Raw genomic sequence first — 18,131 nt, 5'->3', positions numbered from 1 at the left:
TTAAATAACAACACGTAATGCAAGTGCAATTAAGATAATGCCAATTCCACGGTCAAACCAATAACCGCGTTGTTGGAAAAAGCCCCTTACATTATCGCGAGAAAGCATCATTGAAAGCATTGAAAACCACGCCCAAGTAGCCAATGCCATGTACACGCCGTAGCCGACCTGTATGCTAGTAGGTGTTGTTGGGCTAATCACGAGTGTAAATAACGACATAAAAAATAACGTGGCTTTTGGGTTTAATGCATTGGTGAAAAAGCCGCGCCTAAAAGCCACCCAAACGGGTTCCTCTTGAACGGTTTTGTTTTCAACATCTTTTACAGCCTCGCCTTCATTACTTGCAGGCGGTTTTGTAGCTCTAAGAGCTTGTACGCCTAAGTAAGCTAAATATGCACCAGCAAGGTACTTAAGCGCCATAAATAAACTAGGCGATTGCGTTAAAATAAGCGCAACACCTAAAACGCAATAGGCAACGTGCAGTAAAATAGCAGCGCCAACACCGGCGCTTGTCCACAATGCATTGCGCCTTCCTTGTTGCACACTTTGCTTAAGTACTACGGCAAAGTCGGGCCCTGGGCTTGCTACTGCAAAAAAATGAGCAATAACAATCAGTAAAAATTCATCTAAGTATTCCACGCAAATCCTTGCTAGTTTGGCGAATAAGCTAATAACAGCGGGTTGGCCGAATTATCTACCAATGCTTTAATTTCTTTTTGTGCTTTTTTAAACTGACCACGTAAATGCGGCTTTAAGTGCTTTTTAGACACCTTATCGTTTTTAAAGTAACTAATTAGGGCATGCATAAATACCGTATGCGTTTCACTTAACTTAGCTTCACGGTTAGCGTATGGGTTATAGCAAGAGCCACACCCGCCTTTAAACTGATACACCGTATTACTCATCATCACACCAAACCCTAAAAAACAAGCAAGTGCATCAACTGCTTGTGGTAAATACTCCCTACCACCTGGCGGTAGCACCCCAACGTGATGAATAAGTATGGTGGCCAGAGTACCTGCATAACTTGCCACTAAATCTTGTGGCTGATTAATCTGGTTAGGATTAAAAGAAATATTAATCGTATGGCTTGGCGGCACAATTAGATGGCTGCCTTCGCCACGTATTTCATTGCTAAATTCAAAGTGTGGAAAAACTTGCGGTTGTAATTGCTGCGGTGCAACTAGTTGGATAGGCCATGCGTTCATACCCGCGTAATTAGTAACGCGGTTAAAAACATTACTCGCCATTTCTTCAATGCTCGATACCGAATCAGGGAAAAAAGTAGCCGTTGGCAGTATTATTTGAGTGTGCTTTGTAAAAAACTCAGCATCAAAGTTTTCTACAGCCCAAATAAATGTATCAATAAGCCATTGCTGTTCTTGCTGCTCTAATAATGGCTTTGATTTAAATAAAGCTAACATAGTGTGCTCTTTTAGGTTTTAGTTTAGGTGCTTACGTAGGTGCTAACTTAGTCTTTTTGTGTAAGCGCCCAGTCCCACGCTTGAGTATTGTATAGCGGCACTGTTGATAGCGCATGGTGGTGGCTTCCACTGGACTCTTTAGTTGAGTACGATAAGTACAATAAAGTACGATTTTCAGCATCGTAAATACGACGCACTTTTAGTGATTTAAATAATATACTTTTAGATGATTTAAAGATCACCTCGCCCGATTTGCTACGGTCTATTTTTTGTAGCTGCTGCGCTGTAATAGGCCCCGTTTGACGACATGCTATAGACATATCAGAGGGATCTGAAAAATCTAAATTAGCCTCTATATGACTAATATGACAAGTAACGCCCTCAACAATAGGATCTTGCTGCGAATTCACCACAACATCTTTAGTTGTAAATAACCCAAGGCTTACCGACGCAACATCGTCAGAGCAAGCACTTAACGTAACAATTGCACCTGCAAGTAAAGCTAAACGTTTAAATTTTTGTGGTAATTTCATACTTATCCTTAATCAATATATAGGTAACTTAGTAGATAAGTTACTAAGCGAAGGTTCACCTGTTTGTTTTTATACTAACATCAAAAATAAATACGACTAAATTAGTTTAAAGTAAAGATTTTAGATAGCTCAGGGTTTAGCGACCCCTCTTGTATTTGATACAATTACCTCTCGCTCATGCAGTAACTCATAATAGGAAACGCCTAAATGCCGCACATTATTATTGAACACTCAGAAGACCTCCCCGTTTTACCTCAAGTACTGGTAGAAAAAATTCATACAACCGCTTTTGAAAGTAACTTATTTGAATTAGAAACCATAAAAACACGTGCTATTGCTTATCAGCAATATCAACTTGGCGCAGGAAAATCAGGGTTTATACATATCGCGGTACATATTTTGGCAGGACGCTCAATTGAGCAAAAACAAATGTTAAGCGAACTGCTACTTTCATGTTTAAAAACATATTGCAGAGCATCAGACAGTCTAAGCGTAAATATTTACGATATTGAGCATGAGATATACCGTAAAAATTAGTTAACTCTTGTAGTTTTGAGCAATAAAAGTAAACACTAGTAAGTAAAAAGCCCCAATAGGGGCTTTTTTGTCTTCTGAAATTAAATGCTGATCACTGTCACTTATAAAGCAAAGCATCTGACCTAATGCTGGAATTTAATAGTGCATTCGCACTATTCCAAATTTAAGAAGACTTAGCTTAATCTATGGATTAACTTTATTTAGATTACGTTTATTATTGGGGATAACTAAAGAATAAAAATTACATAATATTAAATTAATGTAGCTTTAAATAATTTGGATAGGTATTTACTTGGAAAGTTTGTAAAAGTGGTGGCCCCTCCCAGACTCGAACTGGGGACCTAACGATTATGAGTCGTGTGCTCTAACCAACTGAGCTAAGGGGCCAACTTTATATAACTGCCAGGCAGTTAATTTTTGAAGCGTTCAGTCACAGAGCGACTAAAGCGGGTTGCAGTATAAAAACTTTTTAGGTGCTTGTCACTACCAAAAACCTTTATTTTAACAATCAACAAGCTAACTGCTTAAATAGTAATCTTTTAAGTGGGAATAAACATAAAATGTAAGATATTTACCGTGCTATTCACTGCATTAAATTATAAAAACCCCTATCCCATATAGTCTTTTATATTTAACCCTCTACTTTTTAAGCAAAGCTAACATATATGTATAGGCATATAAGGCTGTAAAAAATATGCTTGGGGCTACTGTCAGTGCCAAATTAGGTGTCTGATTAATTACATTCACCATAATCACTAAGCTCGATTGAACAGTAATCGGAATAATAGGCGCAAAAAGTACACCTGCTATTTTTTTGTTACTTAAATACGAGGCGCTAGAGTTAATTGCATTATTGAAGCTTTGTCGTATTGCTACGTTTTGTGGTGTTTTAGAATGAAACATACAAATAATTGGAGTTACGAACGCAAGCGTTACATAACTAAACTTATACTTGTTGACGACCTTTTCTAAAATAAAGGTAAAAAACAGCGTTACAAATCCACTATACAAACCTTGCACTAATGCAGCTTGAAGCGTAACCGATTTAGCAATGTCTGCCGCGCTATTTGCCCAGTAGGCCCAACTAAAATAAAAAACGAAAGACACAACGCCTGACATTATAAGTCGAATATTCAATTAACTACCTCAATATGCCTAAAACCTAGTTTAATGATAACACTAGAAGTGAAGGTAATATTGTCACTAAATAATAAAGTATTTGATTGTATATTGTAGATGTATAAACACACTAATGTTGAAGATTTCCTAAATGGCATCAAGTCAGAATCTGAGCGCGACTGTTAGCTGGAAAGCTTATTAGTAAACAATAAGTATAGTTTTAAAATAATATTGGGAGTGAGTTAAGGAAGTGAATTAATGGGTTGAAGAGTGTTAAAAATTGGATTTAATCTAAAAACTCTCTAAAAACTAATATTGTGAGCCGATCGGTACTGAAGTATTTAGCTAAACCTCAGTAGTCGGCTTGCACAATATATAATCTGTCATTATTTTTTCGCAATAATGTAGATTGCATGTATTAACCCTGGGAAATAACCTAGCAGTGTTAATAGAATATTTAACCAAAAATGCATCCCTAAGCCAACTTGCAAAAACACACCTAATGGCGGTAATAAAACCGAAAGTATTATACGAATAATATCCATGACTAAACTCCATTTAAATTAAACATTGAAAAGACTTAAAGCCCAGCATTACTGGGCCTTAATTATACTGTATTATTCAGCAACAATAGCTAGTTTATCGACTACGTCGCGAACATCTTCAGCATTTTTAGCAATTTTAACTGCTAGTTGCTTTTCAGCTTCAGACTCTACAGAGCCATTCAGAGTTACCACACCGTTGTCGGTATCAACATCAATGTCTGTACCACCTACTTCTGAGTCAAACAGGAAGCGAGTTGTGATTACAGTGGTGATTTTAGCGTCCGTTAGGTCGTTATCATCATCGTCCATCATGTCGTTGCTTTTATCTTCGGTGTCCATGCTTTTAACAACTGTAAGGCTGTTATCAACATCAGTTACACCATCTAGGCTAAGTACAAGTTCTTCTGCTAGCTCTTTATCAAGTTCGCTATTAACTTTACCTGTAAGTACTACCTTGCCATTTTTTACATCAGTGTTAATGTCAAAGTTGTTTAGATTAGTGTTCATAAGTAGAACGGTTTCTGCCTTACCATCAATCCAAGCATCTTTACTTTCGTTTTCCCAGCTGTTTGCTTGGGCACCCATAGCCGTAGTACCAAGAACTAGAGCTGCGATAATAGATTTGTTAAATGTTTTCATAATCTTTCTCCTTTTGATTAAAGACACTTTAACTAATGCGAGCTTCAGGCCAACTTTATTTATACTTTAAATTCAATAGCTTGAATTAATTAAAAGAGAAAACCTTATCTATGTTTGTGTAACTATTTACAGGCTACTCGGTAAAACTTTCTCAAATAGTGAAAATAGCTAGATAATTGCTCTTTTGGTTAATCTATCGTTAATATAACAAAACAAAAAACACCGTTAAAAAATAACCAATTGATAATTAATGAAATTATATTTGGTACGCGGTTTGCAGCTTAACTACAAGAGCAGTATCAATATTAAATATAAGAAGGAATAACTCATGTCTGTAAAAGTTGAAGACCGCCCAATAGAGCAAGTACGCGAACAAGTGATTGATCAATTAATTTATAATTACAGTCATGGTGTTATTTCTGTTGATGCATTCGAAAGACGTTTAGATAATGCGATGGATGCACCTAATAACGAAGCACTGCTAGCCTTAGTAGAAGACTTAACACTTAATACCGATCAGCAATATAAAGCAGAAAAACAATCGCAATTTACACCACATTATAGTGCACAGCAAAACAGTGATGATGATTTTACATTACGCAGTATTTTAGGATCTAACGAGCGAAGTGGTCAGTGGGTTGTGCCAAAAAATATATATTTGAGTAACTTTATGGGATCGGTGGTGCTTGATTTTACCGATGCTATTTTTGCGCATCAAAATGTAACTATTCACGTTAACTGTATTTTTGGTAGCGATGAAATTTACGTACCAGAGCATGTCAATGTAGTGTCTAAAATGTTTTGTATTTTAAGTAGCCTTGAAAATAAATCTGTGTCGCTTAACAAACGCCAAGGCCCTACAATTCATATTGAAGGAAAGGCAGTAATGGGCTCGGTTGAGGTGAAAATAAAGCGCACAATTAAAGAAAAATTTATAAGCTTTGCAAATGAGCTAAAAACCCAGTTTGGCACGGGTAATAATAACCGCTCACTATAATTGAGTAGCAGCACTTTAGCGTGCTGCTTGGTATTTTATTATAAATCGTTATTTCGCTCGCTTGGTATATCACTTAAATACTCTACAAACTCAACTTCAAACCCTGCAGGATCAATAAAGTAGACGTTTTTCCTAAATGGGTTCTCGCTACCTTGCTTGCTTAGAGTAAAACCCGCTTTATTTAAGCGCATTACTACTGCGCTTAAATTATTAGTTACATAAGCAAAGTGTGCAAAACCAATTTGATGGCCCGATAAGTTTCTGTTTTCACCTTCACCATGACTGCTTATCGCAATGTAATGCGTGTCATCTCCAAAGTGTACCCAGCGTCTTGGTTTTCCATGCCAGTCACCTCTGCCTTCACTTCTAATCGACCAATGTGGAAATACAGCGCGATAAAATGTAAGCATACTATCTATATCATTCGCGACTAAGTTTACGTGCTCTAAATACATAATGTTATCCTATCAGTTAAGTTAGGAGTACGATAAAACCTCAAGTTAACTTTAGGTAAAGTGTTATTTAAAATTAATTTATTTAAATGCAGATAATTATTTTTTAAAAATATATAAACTTTTCAATCTTGTATAAAAAACAAACACAAGTATTTGGGGTTTATTGTTTACTTTATGGCAAAAGTCGCTAAAATACGCCGGCTGAAATATATAAACGTTCTTTTACAACCCAAAGGTAATACCATGCATCCAATGTTAAACATTGCGGTTCGCGCTGCGCGCAACGCAGGCAAAATTTTACTTCGCGCAAGTGAAGATTTATCAAAAGTTGAAGTGCAACAAAAAGGCGCTAACGACTTAGTAACTAACATTGATAAAGAAGCCGAAGCCGTAATTCGTGACACTATTTTACAGTCTTACCCTACTCACTCAATTGTTGGTGAAGAACTAGGTGAGCATAAAGGCAAGGATGATGATTACCAATGGATTGTAGATCCTATTGATGGAACAACTAACTTCATCAAAGGTATCCCTCATTACGCGGTTTCTATCGCACTTAAAGTTAAAGGTCGTTTAGACCAAGCTGTTATTTATGATCCAATTCGTGGTGAGCTTTTCACTGCATCTCGCGGTCAAGGCACTCAGTTAAACAGTAAACGTCTACGCGTTAGCAAAACTACGGTTCTTGCAGGCACTGTACTTGCTACTGGTTTCCCTTTCAAAAACAAAAACCACATGGATGCATACACTGAAGCGTTTAAAGCATTATTTGTACATACTGCTGATATTCGCCGTGCAGGTTGTTCTGCTTTAGATATGGCATACGTTGCAGCTGGCCGTGTTGATGGATTTTTTGAAATTGGTTTAAAACCTTGGAACTCTGCTGCGGGCGAACTAATGGTTAAAGAAGCGGGCGGTATGGTTGTAGATTTTGCCGGTGGTAATAACTATAACCACAGCGGCAATATTATCTGTGGTTCACCAAAACTGACTCAAGCAATTATTCGTGAAATTCGTCCAGTATTAACTGAGTCGTTACTTCGCTAATTAAATGCTACTAATAGCATACTAAAAAGGAGCCCTGGCTCCTTTTTTTGTGCCTAAAAATAAGGGTTATCTAGCTTCAACTCTACTGTTTTACCTTTTTCGTAGGGTAACGAGTTTAAATCTTTTGCGAAATATTCATCAAATAAAGCATCAAACTCGCCATTTTTTTGCATTATCTCAAGCCCTTTTTTAATTGCCACTGCAAGCTCTGGCTTACTATTTGATACAAAATAATAAAACCCTGTCGGATAACTCATATATAAATTAGGTACTATCACTAGGTTACTTTGTTTATTTGCCGCTAGCTCTGAATTAACCTCGATAAATGAACGTGGGAAGTAATCAATACGCCCTGCACTTGTTAAGGCAAACATAGCCTGATAATTTGCAAACGGCCTTATATGCAGGCCATTAAACGCCATTATTTTTGTATCAGGCCAATCATGACCTTGCACCGCAGAAAGCCGACCTAACTGCTCTAAGCTAGTAATACCTTTAAATCTAGCAATGCTGTTCTTACTTGTTAATAGTGCCCTTTTACCTATGTAGCCTTTAAATAATGGGATTTTAATCGCAATAGCTAAAGACTCTCTTTCGGGGCTGCTCATACTCCAGTATAAATCTAAATTTTTTGTATCTAGTGCTATTAAAGTACGTTGTTGATGGGGATGAATTAAAACGGGGTTAATCTCTGCAGGGTATTGTGCGCTCACCAATGCTTTTTCTAATAGCTCGTTAAGGTAGTCATCACGAGCATATTGCACACGCTGCTCCTGCGCTACATTTACGATATTTACCTCACTCGCTAAAGCGCTGCATACAAACAAACTTACTACGTTAATCAAATACTTTAATGGCAACATAATTATCACCCTAGTTATTATCGGTAGTTTTAATAGTTATTATTGATAGTTTAAATTATCGCGTTATTTAAGCTAAACAGCTTCCAGCGCCTAAATAAAAGATGGCGATATTATGTAACTGTACTTATTAATAACCGCGCTATTAATACTTATCTTAAATACATAGTACGACGTTACACTCATGGCGTGCTCTACAAAGTTAGCACTGTTTATTCATACTTGCACAGTAAAGCTAAAACAATCGTGAGCATAAATATATTACAGGCAATAAAAAACCGCTCAATGAGCGGTTTTTAAAGTAGTTACAAAACCATTACGGCATAGCGTCTTGGTCTGCGCCTTCTTTTTCAATTACTTCTGGTATTAAATCTTCTTTGCTTACACCCATCGCAATAGCAACAGAGCTCGCAACATAAATCGAAGAATAAGTACCAATAAACACACCAAACAGTAATGCAGTTGCAAAACCATGAATGGTTTGTCCGCCCCATGCAAACAAGGCAATCAATACTAAAATAGTCGTGATTGATGTTACAAGTGTACGGTTAAGTGTTTGCGTAAGTGAAATATCAATAATTTCTATCGTATCGTCAATGCGTACCTTACGGAAGTTTTCACGTATACGGTCTGATACAACAATCGTATCATTGAGTGAATAACCAATTACCGCAAGAATTGCCGCTAATATAGTTAAATCAAACTCTAAACCTAATACCGAAAATAAACCCACAGTAATGATAACATCGTGAAGTAGTGCACCTACCGCACCTACTGCAAAGCGCCATTCAAAACGAAACGCAACGTAGATTAAGATACAAATAAGCGCAGTTAACATGGCAAGGCCACCCTGCTCTTTTAAGTCTTCACCTACACTTGGGCCTACAAACTCAATACGGCGCATTACTACGCTGTCGTCTGCTTTTTTAAGTGCATCGATTACTTGGTTACCAATCACTTCAGCTTTTACATCGCTACCGCGTGGTGCTAAGCGAACTAAAATTTCTTGGCTTGAACCAAATAGCTGCACTGATGCATCAGCAAAACCATTATCAGCTAGTGCATCACGTACTTTTTTAAGGTCAGCCGGTTGTGAAAAACCCACTTCTACCGCAGTACCGCCGGTAAAATCTAAACCAAAGTTTAGGCCTTTGATAAAAATTGATGCAAACGACGCTAAAATTAGTAGCGTCGAGAAACCCATAGCCACTTTTCGAAGAGACATGAAACGAAGGGTTCTACTACCCAAACTTAAAATTTGCATGTCTGCTCCTTAAATCGAAAGTTTATCAATGCGTTTACCACCAACAAATAAGTTGATTACCGCACGGGTACCAACGATGGCTGTAAACATTGAAGTTAAAATACCAATCGCAAGTGTCACTGCAAAGCCCGCAATCGGACCAGTGCCCACTGCAAACAGTATAATGGCAGCAATTAGTGTCGTGATGTTGGCATCAAATATAGTGCTAAATGCGCTATCGTAACCAAAATGAATCGCTTGTTGAGGGCTACGGCCATCGGCCAGCTCTTCACGAATACGTTCAAAAATAAGTACGTTAGCATCAACCGCCATACCTACCGTTAATACAATACCGGCAATACCAGGTAGCGTAAGTGTAGCGCCCGGAATTAAAGACATAACACCTACAATTAGTACTAAGTTAGCCGCAAGCGCAAGGTTTGCAACCATACCAAAACCTTTGTAGTACACAAGCATAAATACAAGTACAAACGCAAAGCCAAGTGCAACCGCAGTCATACCCGCTTCAATATTTTCTTGTCCTAAGCTTGGACCTACTGTGCGCTCTTCAACAATTTGAATTGGCGCTACAAGTGCACCAGCACGAAGTAGTAAGCTTAAGTTATGTGCTTCTGCTGGGTTATCAATGCCGGTAATACGGAACGAGCGATCAAGACGGGCTTGAATCGTTGCTACGTTAATAACTTCTTCAACCTTAATAGGCGGAAGCGCTTTACCGTCTGCATCTTTTTTACCCGATGGCTTGTACTCAATAAATACCGTTGCCATACGCTTACCAATAGCACGCTTGGTAAAGGCATTCATTTTTGCCCCACCTTTGCTATCTAGCGTAATACTTACTTGCGGACGTTGGTATTCATCAGCGCCAGATTGCGCGCCCGTAATATGGCTGCCCTCTAAAATAATACGCTTTTTAAGTACAACAGGGTAACCGTCGCGGCTCATGATCATTTCAGTACCCGCTGGGATACGACCTTGGGCAGCAGCGCTAATATCTGCGTTTTCGTCTACTTCACGAAATTCAAGTGTTGCTGTCGCGCCTAAAATTTCTTTAGCACGTGCAGTATCTTGAATGCCTGGTAGTTGAACAATAATACGCTCAGCGCCTTGGCGTTGTACGTTAGGCTCTGCAACACCAATTTGGTTGATACGGTTACGAATAATCGTTTCATTTTGCTTAATGGCGTAATCACGAATTTCTTTGAGTTTTTGCTCACTCATAGTGGCAAAAAATGCTTTATCGTTACTGCTGTCATCAATGTAGACATTTAGCGGGTAGCGAGTTTCTAAGAAACTCTCTGCAGCATTTTTGTCTTCTTCGGTACGCATTTCTACACGCATACGATCGGAGCCTGCTACGCGGCGAACACTACGATAACGTAGTTTTTCTTCGCGCAGGTCACTGCGAAAATCTTGTTCCATTTGCTCAAGCTGGTTATCAACCGCTGTTGCCATGTCGATTTCCATGGTGAAATGTACGCCACCACTTAAATCAAGACCTAGCTTCATAGGGTTACCACCAACCGCTTTTAACCAAGCTGGTTGAGCAGGTGCCATATTAATAGCAGAAATGTAATCATCGCTCAGCGAATCACGTAGTAAGTCATGCGCTTTAAGTTGCTCTTCAACATTTTTTAAACGAACTAAAATTTGTCCATCTTCAAGTATTGTCGATTTAGCGGTTACATTATTTGTTTTAAGGATTGCGTTTACTTTGTCTACAACACTGAGATCGACATCAGCGCCTTTAGCACCTGAAACTTGTATGGCCGGATCACGACCATACAAGTTTGGAGAGGCATATAAAAGGCCAATGGCTACCACAGCTAAAACAAGTAAATACTTCCAAACTGGAAACTTGTTTAACACGGGGTCGTCCTTATTATTTTTATAGCGACTTCATTGTGCCTTTTGGCAATACTGCAGATACTGCAGATTTTTGTACTGTAACTTCTGCTTGCTCGTTTAAAGAGATAACTATGAAATCTTTCTCTTCAGAAATTTTCACAATTTTGCCCACTAAACCGCCTTGGGTAAGTACTTCATCACCTTTAGCCATCATACTCATTAGGCTTTTGTGCTCTTTAACGCGCTTAGCTTGTGGGCGGTAGATTAAAAAGTAAAAAACCAAACCGAAAATAGCTAACATTATTAGCATTTCCCAACCACCGCCTGCCGCAGGTTGACCAGCTGCTGCGTGTGCATTTGAAATAAATAAACTCATGATACTTCCTCTTTAATTTTAAAGTTTAATTTTTTATATCTGCTAACTCTGGCACATCTTGGCCTCGGCGAGCATAAAAATCTTGTACAAATTCTTCTAATTTACCTTCGCTAATTGCATTACGTAAACCTTCCATAACACGTTGATAGTAACGTAAGTTATGAATTGTGTTTAGTCGCGCACCTAAAATTTCGTTACATTTATCAAGGTGATGTAAATAAGCTCGTGAATAGTTTTTACACGTATGGCAATCACACTCAGGGTCAAGTGGCCCTGTATCTGTTTTATGCACTGCGTTACGTATTTTTACTACACCCGTGGTAATAAATAAATGGCCGTTACGCGCATTACGTGTTGGCATAACACAGTCAAACATATCAATACCACGGCGAACCGACTCAACTAAGTCTTCTGGCTTGCCTACACCCATAAGGTAACGAGGCTTGTCTTCTGGCATTTTAAACGCACAGTGATCAAGGATATTCATCATTTCGTTTTTAGGCTCACCTACTGATAGGCCGCCTAATGCATAACCGTCAAAACCAATTTCTTCAAGACCAGCTTGTGATTGTGCACGTAATTCTGGGTACATACCACCTTGGATAATACCAAATAAAGCAGATGGATTATCGCCATGCCCTTCTTTTGAGCGCTTAGCCCAACGAAGAGATAACTCCATAGAATCTTTAGCTTCTTTTTCAGTCGCTGGGTATGGCGTACACTCGTCAAAAATCATAACGATGTCTGAACCTAAGTCGCGCTGTACTTCCATCGACTTTTCAGGCGACATCATAATTTCATCACCATTTACTGGAGATTGAAATAAAACGCCTTCTTCAGTGATTTTGCGCATTGCGCCTAAGCTAAATACTTGAAAACCGCCTGAGTCAGTTAAAATTGGGAAGTCCCAATTCATAAAGTCGTGTAAATCACCATGTTGTTTAATGATCTCAGTACCTGGGCGAAGCATTAAATGAAAGGTATTACCTAAACATATTTGCGCACCAGTGGCTTTAACTTCATCTGGCGTCATACCTTTTACAGTACCGTAAGTACCAACAGGCATAAAAGCAGGTGTTTCTATTACACCACGGTCAAAAATTAAGCGGCCGCGGCGCGCTTTTCCGTCAGTACAATCTAATTCAAATTTCATATCATCCTCAATGTCGGAAAAACAGTCCAACAAGCTATAATTTAACCGCCTGATTCTACCCTTTTTGCCTCACTAATACTATTAGCTGCGATAAATTCAGTTTTGCCAATTGCCGCAAACAAAAACCCCAGCAACTAAGCTGGGGGTTTTAATATATTCTACTGAGTATTAAACAACATTTTGTTACTTTCGTGTTAAAAACATCGCGTCGCCATAACTAAAAAAGCGGTACTGCTGCTCTATTGCAGTATTGTAAGCGCCCATAATATTGTCTTGGCCGCTAAATGCGCTGACTAACATTATAAGCGTTGATTCTGGTAAGTGAAAATTTGTGACCATGGCATCAACAACATTAAATTGATAACCCGGAAAAATAAATATATCGGTATCACCAAAATACGTATCTAACTTGCCGCCGTGAACTTTAGCAGCCGACTCTAATGAGCGAACTGAAGTTGTGCCTATCGCAATTACACGCCCACCATTTGCTTTAGTTTGCGCAACAGCTGCAACTACGTCATCAGGTACTTCTATGTATTCTGAGTGCATTACATGCTCATCAACACTATCAACTCGTACCGGCTGAAAAGTACCAGCGCCAACGTGTAGCGTAACAAAAGCCATATTTACGCCTTTATCTTTGAGTGCTGTCATTAACTTATCGTCAAAATGTAGACCTGCAGTTGGTGCTGCAACTGCACCTGGCTTTTCTCCATAAACAGTTTGATAACGCTCGCGGTCAGCATCGGTATCAGGTCGGTCAATATAAGGAGGCAGTGGCATATGGCCAATATCATTAAGTATATCTAACACGTTTTGGCTATGATCGAACTCAAGCTCAAATAAAGTATCGTGGCGTGCAACCATTATTGCCTTGGCTTTGCCTTCTAAAATAACTTCGTTACCGACCTTAAGCGACTTACTTGCCCGTACATGCGCAAGTACGCGATGCTCATCTAATACCCGCTCTACAAGTACTTCAACTTTTCCGCCTGAAGCTTTTTGACCAAACATACGTGCAGGAATAACGCGTGTATTGTTAAAGACCAATAAATCGCCTTCGTTTACTAAATCAAGTATATCGCTAAACACTTTATGTTCTAAAGTTCCGCTTGGGCCATCTAAAGTGAGTAGACGGCTGCTGGTTCTGTCCGCTTTAGGAAAACGAGCTATTAATTCATCAGGTAAGTCAAAGCTAAAGTCAGCCACGCGCATAATTAGTAATCCACATCATTTAAAATCGCGCCAAGTGTATATGTATCGGATATTAAGCTCAAGAAATCAGCCAAACTTATAATGTCTGTTTGCATGTTTGCCATTAAATTCTCTTGTTCTTATGGTTAAATGTCACTATTCTTGTTCGGCTAAATTATTATAAGTTATATTAGGGGTGTTCAACTCGTGCCAAACCAGCTTAAATTGCTAATATTAAACGCAAGTAGTGCTGAACGTCGCGCGATTAAGGGCACTTTAGAGAGCTTAAATGTATTTACCTTTATTGATGCCCAAGACAGCCAACAAGCTTTAAAGCTTTTAAAACAACACCCTGTTGATATTATAATAACGGGCATTAATGTTGGTAAAATTGATGGCTGGCGCTTTTCTAGGATGATCCGCTCAGGGTTATTAAAAACACCAAAAAACACACCAATCTTACTTATTCCGCCAATTTACTGTGAACGGATTGCCGAAACAACAGCCCGAAGCTATGGAATAGATGCTGTACTACCGTTTGAGCACAAAGATATGCTCCCTCAAGTACTTGCGAATGTTTTATCTACTCACTTAGAAAAAAGTAGCCGGCTAAACTTATTATTATTAGAGCCACTTCAAAATACGGCCGACAAAATAAGTGAACAGTTAAAGTTAAACTTTGCTATCACTCACGTAACTTCAGCTAAAGCGGCACTTAACGCTTATAACCAACAACAATTTTCAATTGTGCTACTCGATGCCACTACATCAAGTGCAGAGAGCTCGAGTGTACTCGTTGAAGAAATCCTCCAGCACAATTCTAAACAAGCTATTGTTACAATTATAGAAAGTGACGATGCCGATTACGCTGAGCAGCTTTTGCTTTCGGGTGTTACCGACTTTATTAGAGCCCCTTACGATCCTTCATTTTTAAACAAAGTGTGTGACCACGCCGCACGACGTGAAGATTTTATGGTGAGTTATGCTGAATTTGCTTACAAAGTAGAACAATTAAGCGTGAGCGAAGTGCGTTACAAAGAGTTATTTTCAGCTCATCAGCGTATTTTATTGCACTTAAATACAGTCGTTTTAGAGCTCGATCAGCAAGGTAATATTCGTTTTATTAACCCCGCATGGGAAACATTAAGCGGTTTTGGTGTTAAATCATCACTACAAAACCCATTAAGCGCTTATTGTAATAACGAAGATAAAGGAAGGCTTGACTACACTATTAACGATATTTTACATGGTGGCGAGCAACAGCAACAAATAGAAGTAAAGCTCACCCATAAAAATGGCAATTTAATTTGGGTTGAATGCAGATTGCAGCTAATAAAAAATAGTCGTAATAACGCGACTATAACCGCAACTATCGACAATATACACGAACGAAAGCAAGCTGAGATTCAACTACGTCATTTAGCACACCATGACCCATTAACTGGTTTACATAATCGTTATTATTTTGATCAACAGCTTAATAAAATATGCCAAGATAAATACACCTATGATGGCATAGAGCATGCTGTTATTTATATTGACCTCGATCACTTTAAAATAATAAACGACAGTAAAGGCCATCATCAGGGCGATATAGTTTTAAAAGAAGTGGCGCAATTATTTAAAGCAAATATTGGCGACGATCACCTGGTATGCAGAATTGGTGGGGATGAATTTGCAGTCATACTTACCAATATGAATTTACTGGATGCACACCTTATTGCAGAAGGTGTGTGTAGTGCGATAGAAAAACACGCTTTTAAATCAGAAGATCAGATATACACTATTAGCTGTTCTATTGGTTTAACTCAAATCACGACACAAAATAACGACCCTAATGAGTGTTTAAAACAAGCCGATATTGCTTTGTATATTGCCAAAAACCTAGGGCGTAACTTAGTACATTGCTATTCAAAAGAAGATGCTCAAAATAATACACTACAAACAGGGCTTGAATGGGGCCATGAAATTCGCCAAGCACTACAGCAAGATAATATTGAACTACATTACCAACCTATTTGGGATTTTAAAGAGTGTAAAGTTGCTTATTTTGAAGCGCTTTTACGCTTAAAACTCAAAGGTGAACTCGTATACCCAAACCAGTTTATTCCCTCTTTAGAAATGCTTAACGACACATTTTTGATGGATCAATGCGTTATACGTAATGCTATTGGGTGTGTATCTAAGCACCCAGAGTTAAACCAAGTTGCTATCAATTTGTCTGCACAATCGTTCTTAGATGAACGCTTATTGCCATTAATTGAATCAAACCTTGAAAAGTATAACGTGCCTGCTTCGCGGATAATTTTTGAAATAACTGAATCTGCAAGTATTAATAACCTAAAGGCCACTCGTAAAATGATTGAGAAGCTTAATAGCTTAGGCTGTCATTTTTCTATCGATGATTTTGGAACTGGATTTAGTACATTTAATTATTTAAAACAGCTACCAGCACAGCATGTAAAAATTGATGGCTCATTTGTCAGTGATATGCTCAATGACCCTATAGATTTAGCGTTAGTAAAGGCAATAAATGATATTAGTCGGTCTCTCGATAAGCGCTCTGTAGCTGAGTACGTTGAAAACGAAGATATATTTTTTGCACTAAAAGAAATTGGTGTTGATTATGGGCAAGGCTACTTTATTGCACGCCCAATACCTGTTGAAAAAGTAAAAGATGAACTCGAAAAAATTTCTAAAAATAAAACGTTTTACCAACAACAAGCTAGCCCAAAATAAACAAATTTAAACAATTTTAATCATTTTATTACTACCAATATTACCTTTCTTGCCTATACTTTCAGCATCAAATAAAAAATGTCGTGCCTTTTCATGTATTTCACTTTAAAAACATGACATTACCTTTTGGCGGCGTAGTACCGATATTTATAGTGGGTTTCAAAGCTATTTAAGCTTTTAAGGAAGAAGGTATGACACAACTAGTTATGTTATTACTGATTATACATTTTGCAATCGCGTATCAGTGTTACCGCTACGCGAATATCAAAGGCTACCCAGTTAAGGTTTTTACTGTATTAGGCTGCGTGCCTTACTTTAACTTGGTGGTATGGATTTATTTATTATTTTTACCTGAACTTGAGCCTTTTGAAAGTCATCTTCAAAATCAAAAGCAGCCTTTGTAGGCTGCTTTAGTTCACTTATTATTCTGCTTTAGAAAAATCTAAACTACATTGACGCTTTAAAAACACCTCAAGCTGTTGACTAAATAGCCTAAAGTCTCGAATTCGGCCCGTAGTTTTACGCCACAAGATACCAATATCTCTATATGCATCACTTTGTGATGGTGTAGCCACCATATTTTTATTATCTAAAATACCCGCATTAATCGCCATCTGTGGTAAAAAAGTCACCCCGAGCTGATGCTCAACCATGCTTAATAGAGTATGTAAGCTTGCAGCTTCAAATGGGTTAATACAACTGGCACGGTTTAAATGACATGCACTAAGCGCATGGCCCGTCATGCAGTGCTCGCGCTCTAATAAGAATACGCTAGCCTCTGGTAATAGATTAAAGTCGACTACGCCCTTTGCAGCGCTGTAATCCTTATGGTGCACTAAACTAAACTGATCTTTTGCCAATACTTGTGTATGAAATTTATCTGTTTCGTACGGCAGTGCAAGTAGCGCTAAATCAATATGCCCATGTTCAAGTTTATCCAGTAGCTTGTCACTCGTATCTTCAATTAATACCAGCTCTAAATCACAAAAGGTTTCTTTACAAAAATGATAAAGCGGAGCCGCTATAAAGCTTGCAATTGTAGGTATAACACCCACAGTCAGCTTACCACTTAGTGGTGTTAAAAAGCTTTTTGTAAGCTCTTTTAAACTAATTGTATCGTTAATTATTTTACGAGAACGCTCAACAACTTCTTCACCAATACTGGTAAACATAAGGCTGCGATTTTCACGCTCAATTAGCTGACAGCCTAGTGTTTCTTCAAGATTTTGAATAGCGCTACTTAAAGTAGATTGTCCTATAAAGCAGGCACTAGCGGCTCTGCCAAAGTGCTGATGTTGATGAACAGCTAATAAATACTGTAGTTGTTTAATACTTGGAAGGTTAGTCATTTTTTCTTTCCACAAATAAAAAGACCCCAACACCTAGGGCATTGAGATCTTT

19 protein-coding genes and 1 tRNA gene are annotated in these 18,131 nt (G+C 38.3%); 5 read left to right on the top strand and 15 right to left on the bottom strand.

Annotated features, from left to right (window positions below; all coding sequences use genetic code 11):
* Genes QMA08_RS11855 through QMA08_RS11845 form a run of 3 tightly spaced genes read right to left on the bottom strand, consistent with a single transcriptional unit; the run spans position 1 to position 1,957 of the window.
* Entirely contained in the window at positions 1 to 639 is a 639-nt protein-coding gene (locus tag QMA08_RS11855) for a LysE family transporter (protein ID WP_290174573.1), read from the bottom strand.
* An 11-nt stretch (positions 640 to 650) separates the two neighbouring features.
* A complete protein-coding gene (locus tag QMA08_RS11850; RefSeq protein WP_290174572.1) occupies positions 651 to 1,424 on the bottom strand; it encodes a hypothetical protein in 774 nt (257 codons plus the stop codon).
* A 47-nt stretch (positions 1,425 to 1,471) separates the two neighbouring features.
* On the bottom strand, positions 1,472 to 1,957 hold the full coding sequence (locus QMA08_RS11845) for a CreA family protein (RefSeq protein WP_002957817.1): 486 nt from the start codon (positions 1,955 to 1,957) through the stop codon (positions 1,472 to 1,474).
* Positions 1,958 to 2,164: 207 nt separating this feature from the next.
* Here QMA08_RS11845 and QMA08_RS11840 point away from each other — a divergent pair, with 207 nt between their 5' ends.
* A complete protein-coding gene (locus QMA08_RS11840) occupies positions 2,165 to 2,494 on the top strand; it encodes a 5-carboxymethyl-2-hydroxymuconate Delta-isomerase (protein WP_002957818.1) in 330 nt (109 codons plus the stop codon).
* 310 nt (positions 2,495 to 2,804) lie between these two features.
* Here QMA08_RS11840 and QMA08_RS11835 read toward each other — a convergent pair.
* The 4 genes from QMA08_RS11835 to QMA08_RS11820 form a co-directional block, all read right to left on the bottom strand.
* Positions 2,805 to 2,881, bottom strand: a tRNA-Ile gene (locus QMA08_RS11835).
* Between the two features lie 252 nt (positions 2,882 to 3,133).
* Entirely contained in the window at positions 3,134 to 3,613 is a 480-nt protein-coding gene (locus QMA08_RS11830) for a hypothetical protein (protein WP_200220344.1), read from the bottom strand.
* Positions 3,614 to 3,999: 386 nt separating this feature from the next.
* Complete coding sequence (locus QMA08_RS11825) at positions 4,000 to 4,158, bottom strand: YqaE/Pmp3 family membrane protein (RefSeq protein WP_002957822.1); 159 nt, start codon at positions 4,156 to 4,158, stop codon at positions 4,000 to 4,002.
* A 72-nt stretch (positions 4,159 to 4,230) separates the two neighbouring features.
* The gene (locus QMA08_RS11820) at positions 4,231 to 4,797 is read right to left on the bottom strand and encodes a BON domain-containing protein (protein WP_024597541.1); all 567 of its coding nucleotides are present in this window, start codon (positions 4,795 to 4,797) and stop codon (positions 4,231 to 4,233) included.
* 328 nt (positions 4,798 to 5,125) lie between these two features.
* Here QMA08_RS11820 and QMA08_RS11815 point away from each other — a divergent pair, with 328 nt between their 5' ends.
* The gene (locus tag QMA08_RS11815; protein WP_039488234.1) at positions 5,126 to 5,794 is read left to right on the top strand and encodes a LiaF domain-containing protein; all 669 of its coding nucleotides are present in this window, start codon (positions 5,126 to 5,128) and stop codon (positions 5,792 to 5,794) included.
* A gap of 38 nt (positions 5,795 to 5,832) precedes the next feature.
* Here QMA08_RS11815 and QMA08_RS11810 read toward each other — a convergent pair whose 3' ends face one another.
* Positions 5,833 to 6,249, bottom strand: coding sequence for a VOC family protein (locus QMA08_RS11810; RefSeq protein WP_290174571.1), 417 nt, complete (start codon positions 6,247 to 6,249; stop codon positions 5,833 to 5,835).
* A gap of 243 nt (positions 6,250 to 6,492) precedes the next feature.
* Here QMA08_RS11810 and suhB point away from each other — a divergent pair, with 243 nt between their 5' ends.
* Positions 6,493 to 7,296 (top strand): inositol-1-monophosphatase, encoded by an 804-nt coding sequence (gene suhB / locus QMA08_RS11805; protein ID WP_002957826.1) that lies wholly within the window; start codon positions 6,493 to 6,495, stop codon positions 7,294 to 7,296.
* 53 nt (positions 7,297 to 7,349) lie between these two features.
* On the opposite strand, the gene QMA08_RS11800 is transcribed toward suhB, so the two are convergent.
* From QMA08_RS11800 to queA, 6 genes are all read right to left on the bottom strand, one after another.
* Complete coding sequence (locus QMA08_RS11800; RefSeq protein WP_182671447.1) at positions 7,350 to 8,159, bottom strand: transporter substrate-binding domain-containing protein; 810 nt, start codon at positions 8,157 to 8,159, stop codon at positions 7,350 to 7,352.
* Between the two features lie 313 nt (positions 8,160 to 8,472).
* The gene (secF, locus tag QMA08_RS11795; protein ID WP_002957828.1) at positions 8,473 to 9,420 is read right to left on the bottom strand and encodes a protein translocase subunit SecF; all 948 of its coding nucleotides are present in this window, start codon (positions 9,418 to 9,420) and stop codon (positions 8,473 to 8,475) included.
* Positions 9,421 to 9,429: 9 nt separating this feature from the next.
* Complete coding sequence (secD, locus tag QMA08_RS11790) at positions 9,430 to 11,289, bottom strand: protein translocase subunit SecD (protein ID WP_002957829.1); 1,860 nt, start codon at positions 11,287 to 11,289, stop codon at positions 9,430 to 9,432.
* Between the two features lie 19 nt (positions 11,290 to 11,308).
* Complete coding sequence (yajC, locus tag QMA08_RS11785) at positions 11,309 to 11,644, bottom strand: preprotein translocase subunit YajC (protein ID WP_002957830.1); 336 nt, start codon at positions 11,642 to 11,644, stop codon at positions 11,309 to 11,311.
* Between the two features lie 25 nt (positions 11,645 to 11,669).
* Positions 11,670 to 12,797 carry a tRNA guanosine(34) transglycosylase Tgt gene (gene tgt, locus QMA08_RS11780; protein WP_002957831.1) on the bottom strand — a complete coding sequence of 376 codons (1,128 nt, stop codon included), beginning with the start codon at positions 12,795 to 12,797 and terminating at the stop codon, positions 11,670 to 11,672.
* 183 nt (positions 12,798 to 12,980) lie between these two features.
* Positions 12,981 to 14,012, bottom strand: a complete 1,032-nt coding sequence (gene queA, locus QMA08_RS11775; RefSeq protein ID WP_024605593.1) for a tRNA preQ1(34) S-adenosylmethionine ribosyltransferase-isomerase QueA — start codon at positions 14,010 to 14,012, stop codon at positions 12,981 to 12,983.
* A gap of 186 nt (positions 14,013 to 14,198) precedes the next feature.
* On the opposite strand from queA, the gene QMA08_RS11770 reads away from it, so the two are divergent.
* Complete coding sequence (locus QMA08_RS11770) at positions 14,199 to 16,730, top strand: GGDEF domain-containing protein (protein WP_290174570.1); 2,532 nt, start codon at positions 14,199 to 14,201, stop codon at positions 16,728 to 16,730.
* A gap of 191 nt (positions 16,731 to 16,921) precedes the next feature.
* On the top strand, positions 16,922 to 17,134 hold the full coding sequence (locus tag QMA08_RS11765; RefSeq protein ID WP_002957835.1) for a hypothetical protein: 213 nt from the start codon (positions 16,922 to 16,924) through the stop codon (positions 17,132 to 17,134).
* 18 nt (positions 17,135 to 17,152) lie between these two features.
* Here QMA08_RS11765 and QMA08_RS11760 read toward each other — a convergent pair whose 3' ends face one another.
* Complete coding sequence (locus QMA08_RS11760; RefSeq protein WP_002957836.1) at positions 17,153 to 18,079, bottom strand: hydrogen peroxide-inducible genes activator; 927 nt, start codon at positions 18,077 to 18,079, stop codon at positions 17,153 to 17,155.
* Positions 18,080 to 18,131 lie beyond the last annotated feature (52 nt).

Origin of the sequence: Pseudoalteromonas sp. APC 3355 (assembly GCF_030407615.1) — a bacterium.
Lineage (GTDB): Bacteria > Pseudomonadota > Gammaproteobacteria > Enterobacterales > Alteromonadaceae > Pseudoalteromonas > Pseudoalteromonas distincta.
Note: the sequence above shows the minus strand (reverse complement) of the source record. Positions and strands in the feature narration are given on the sequence as shown.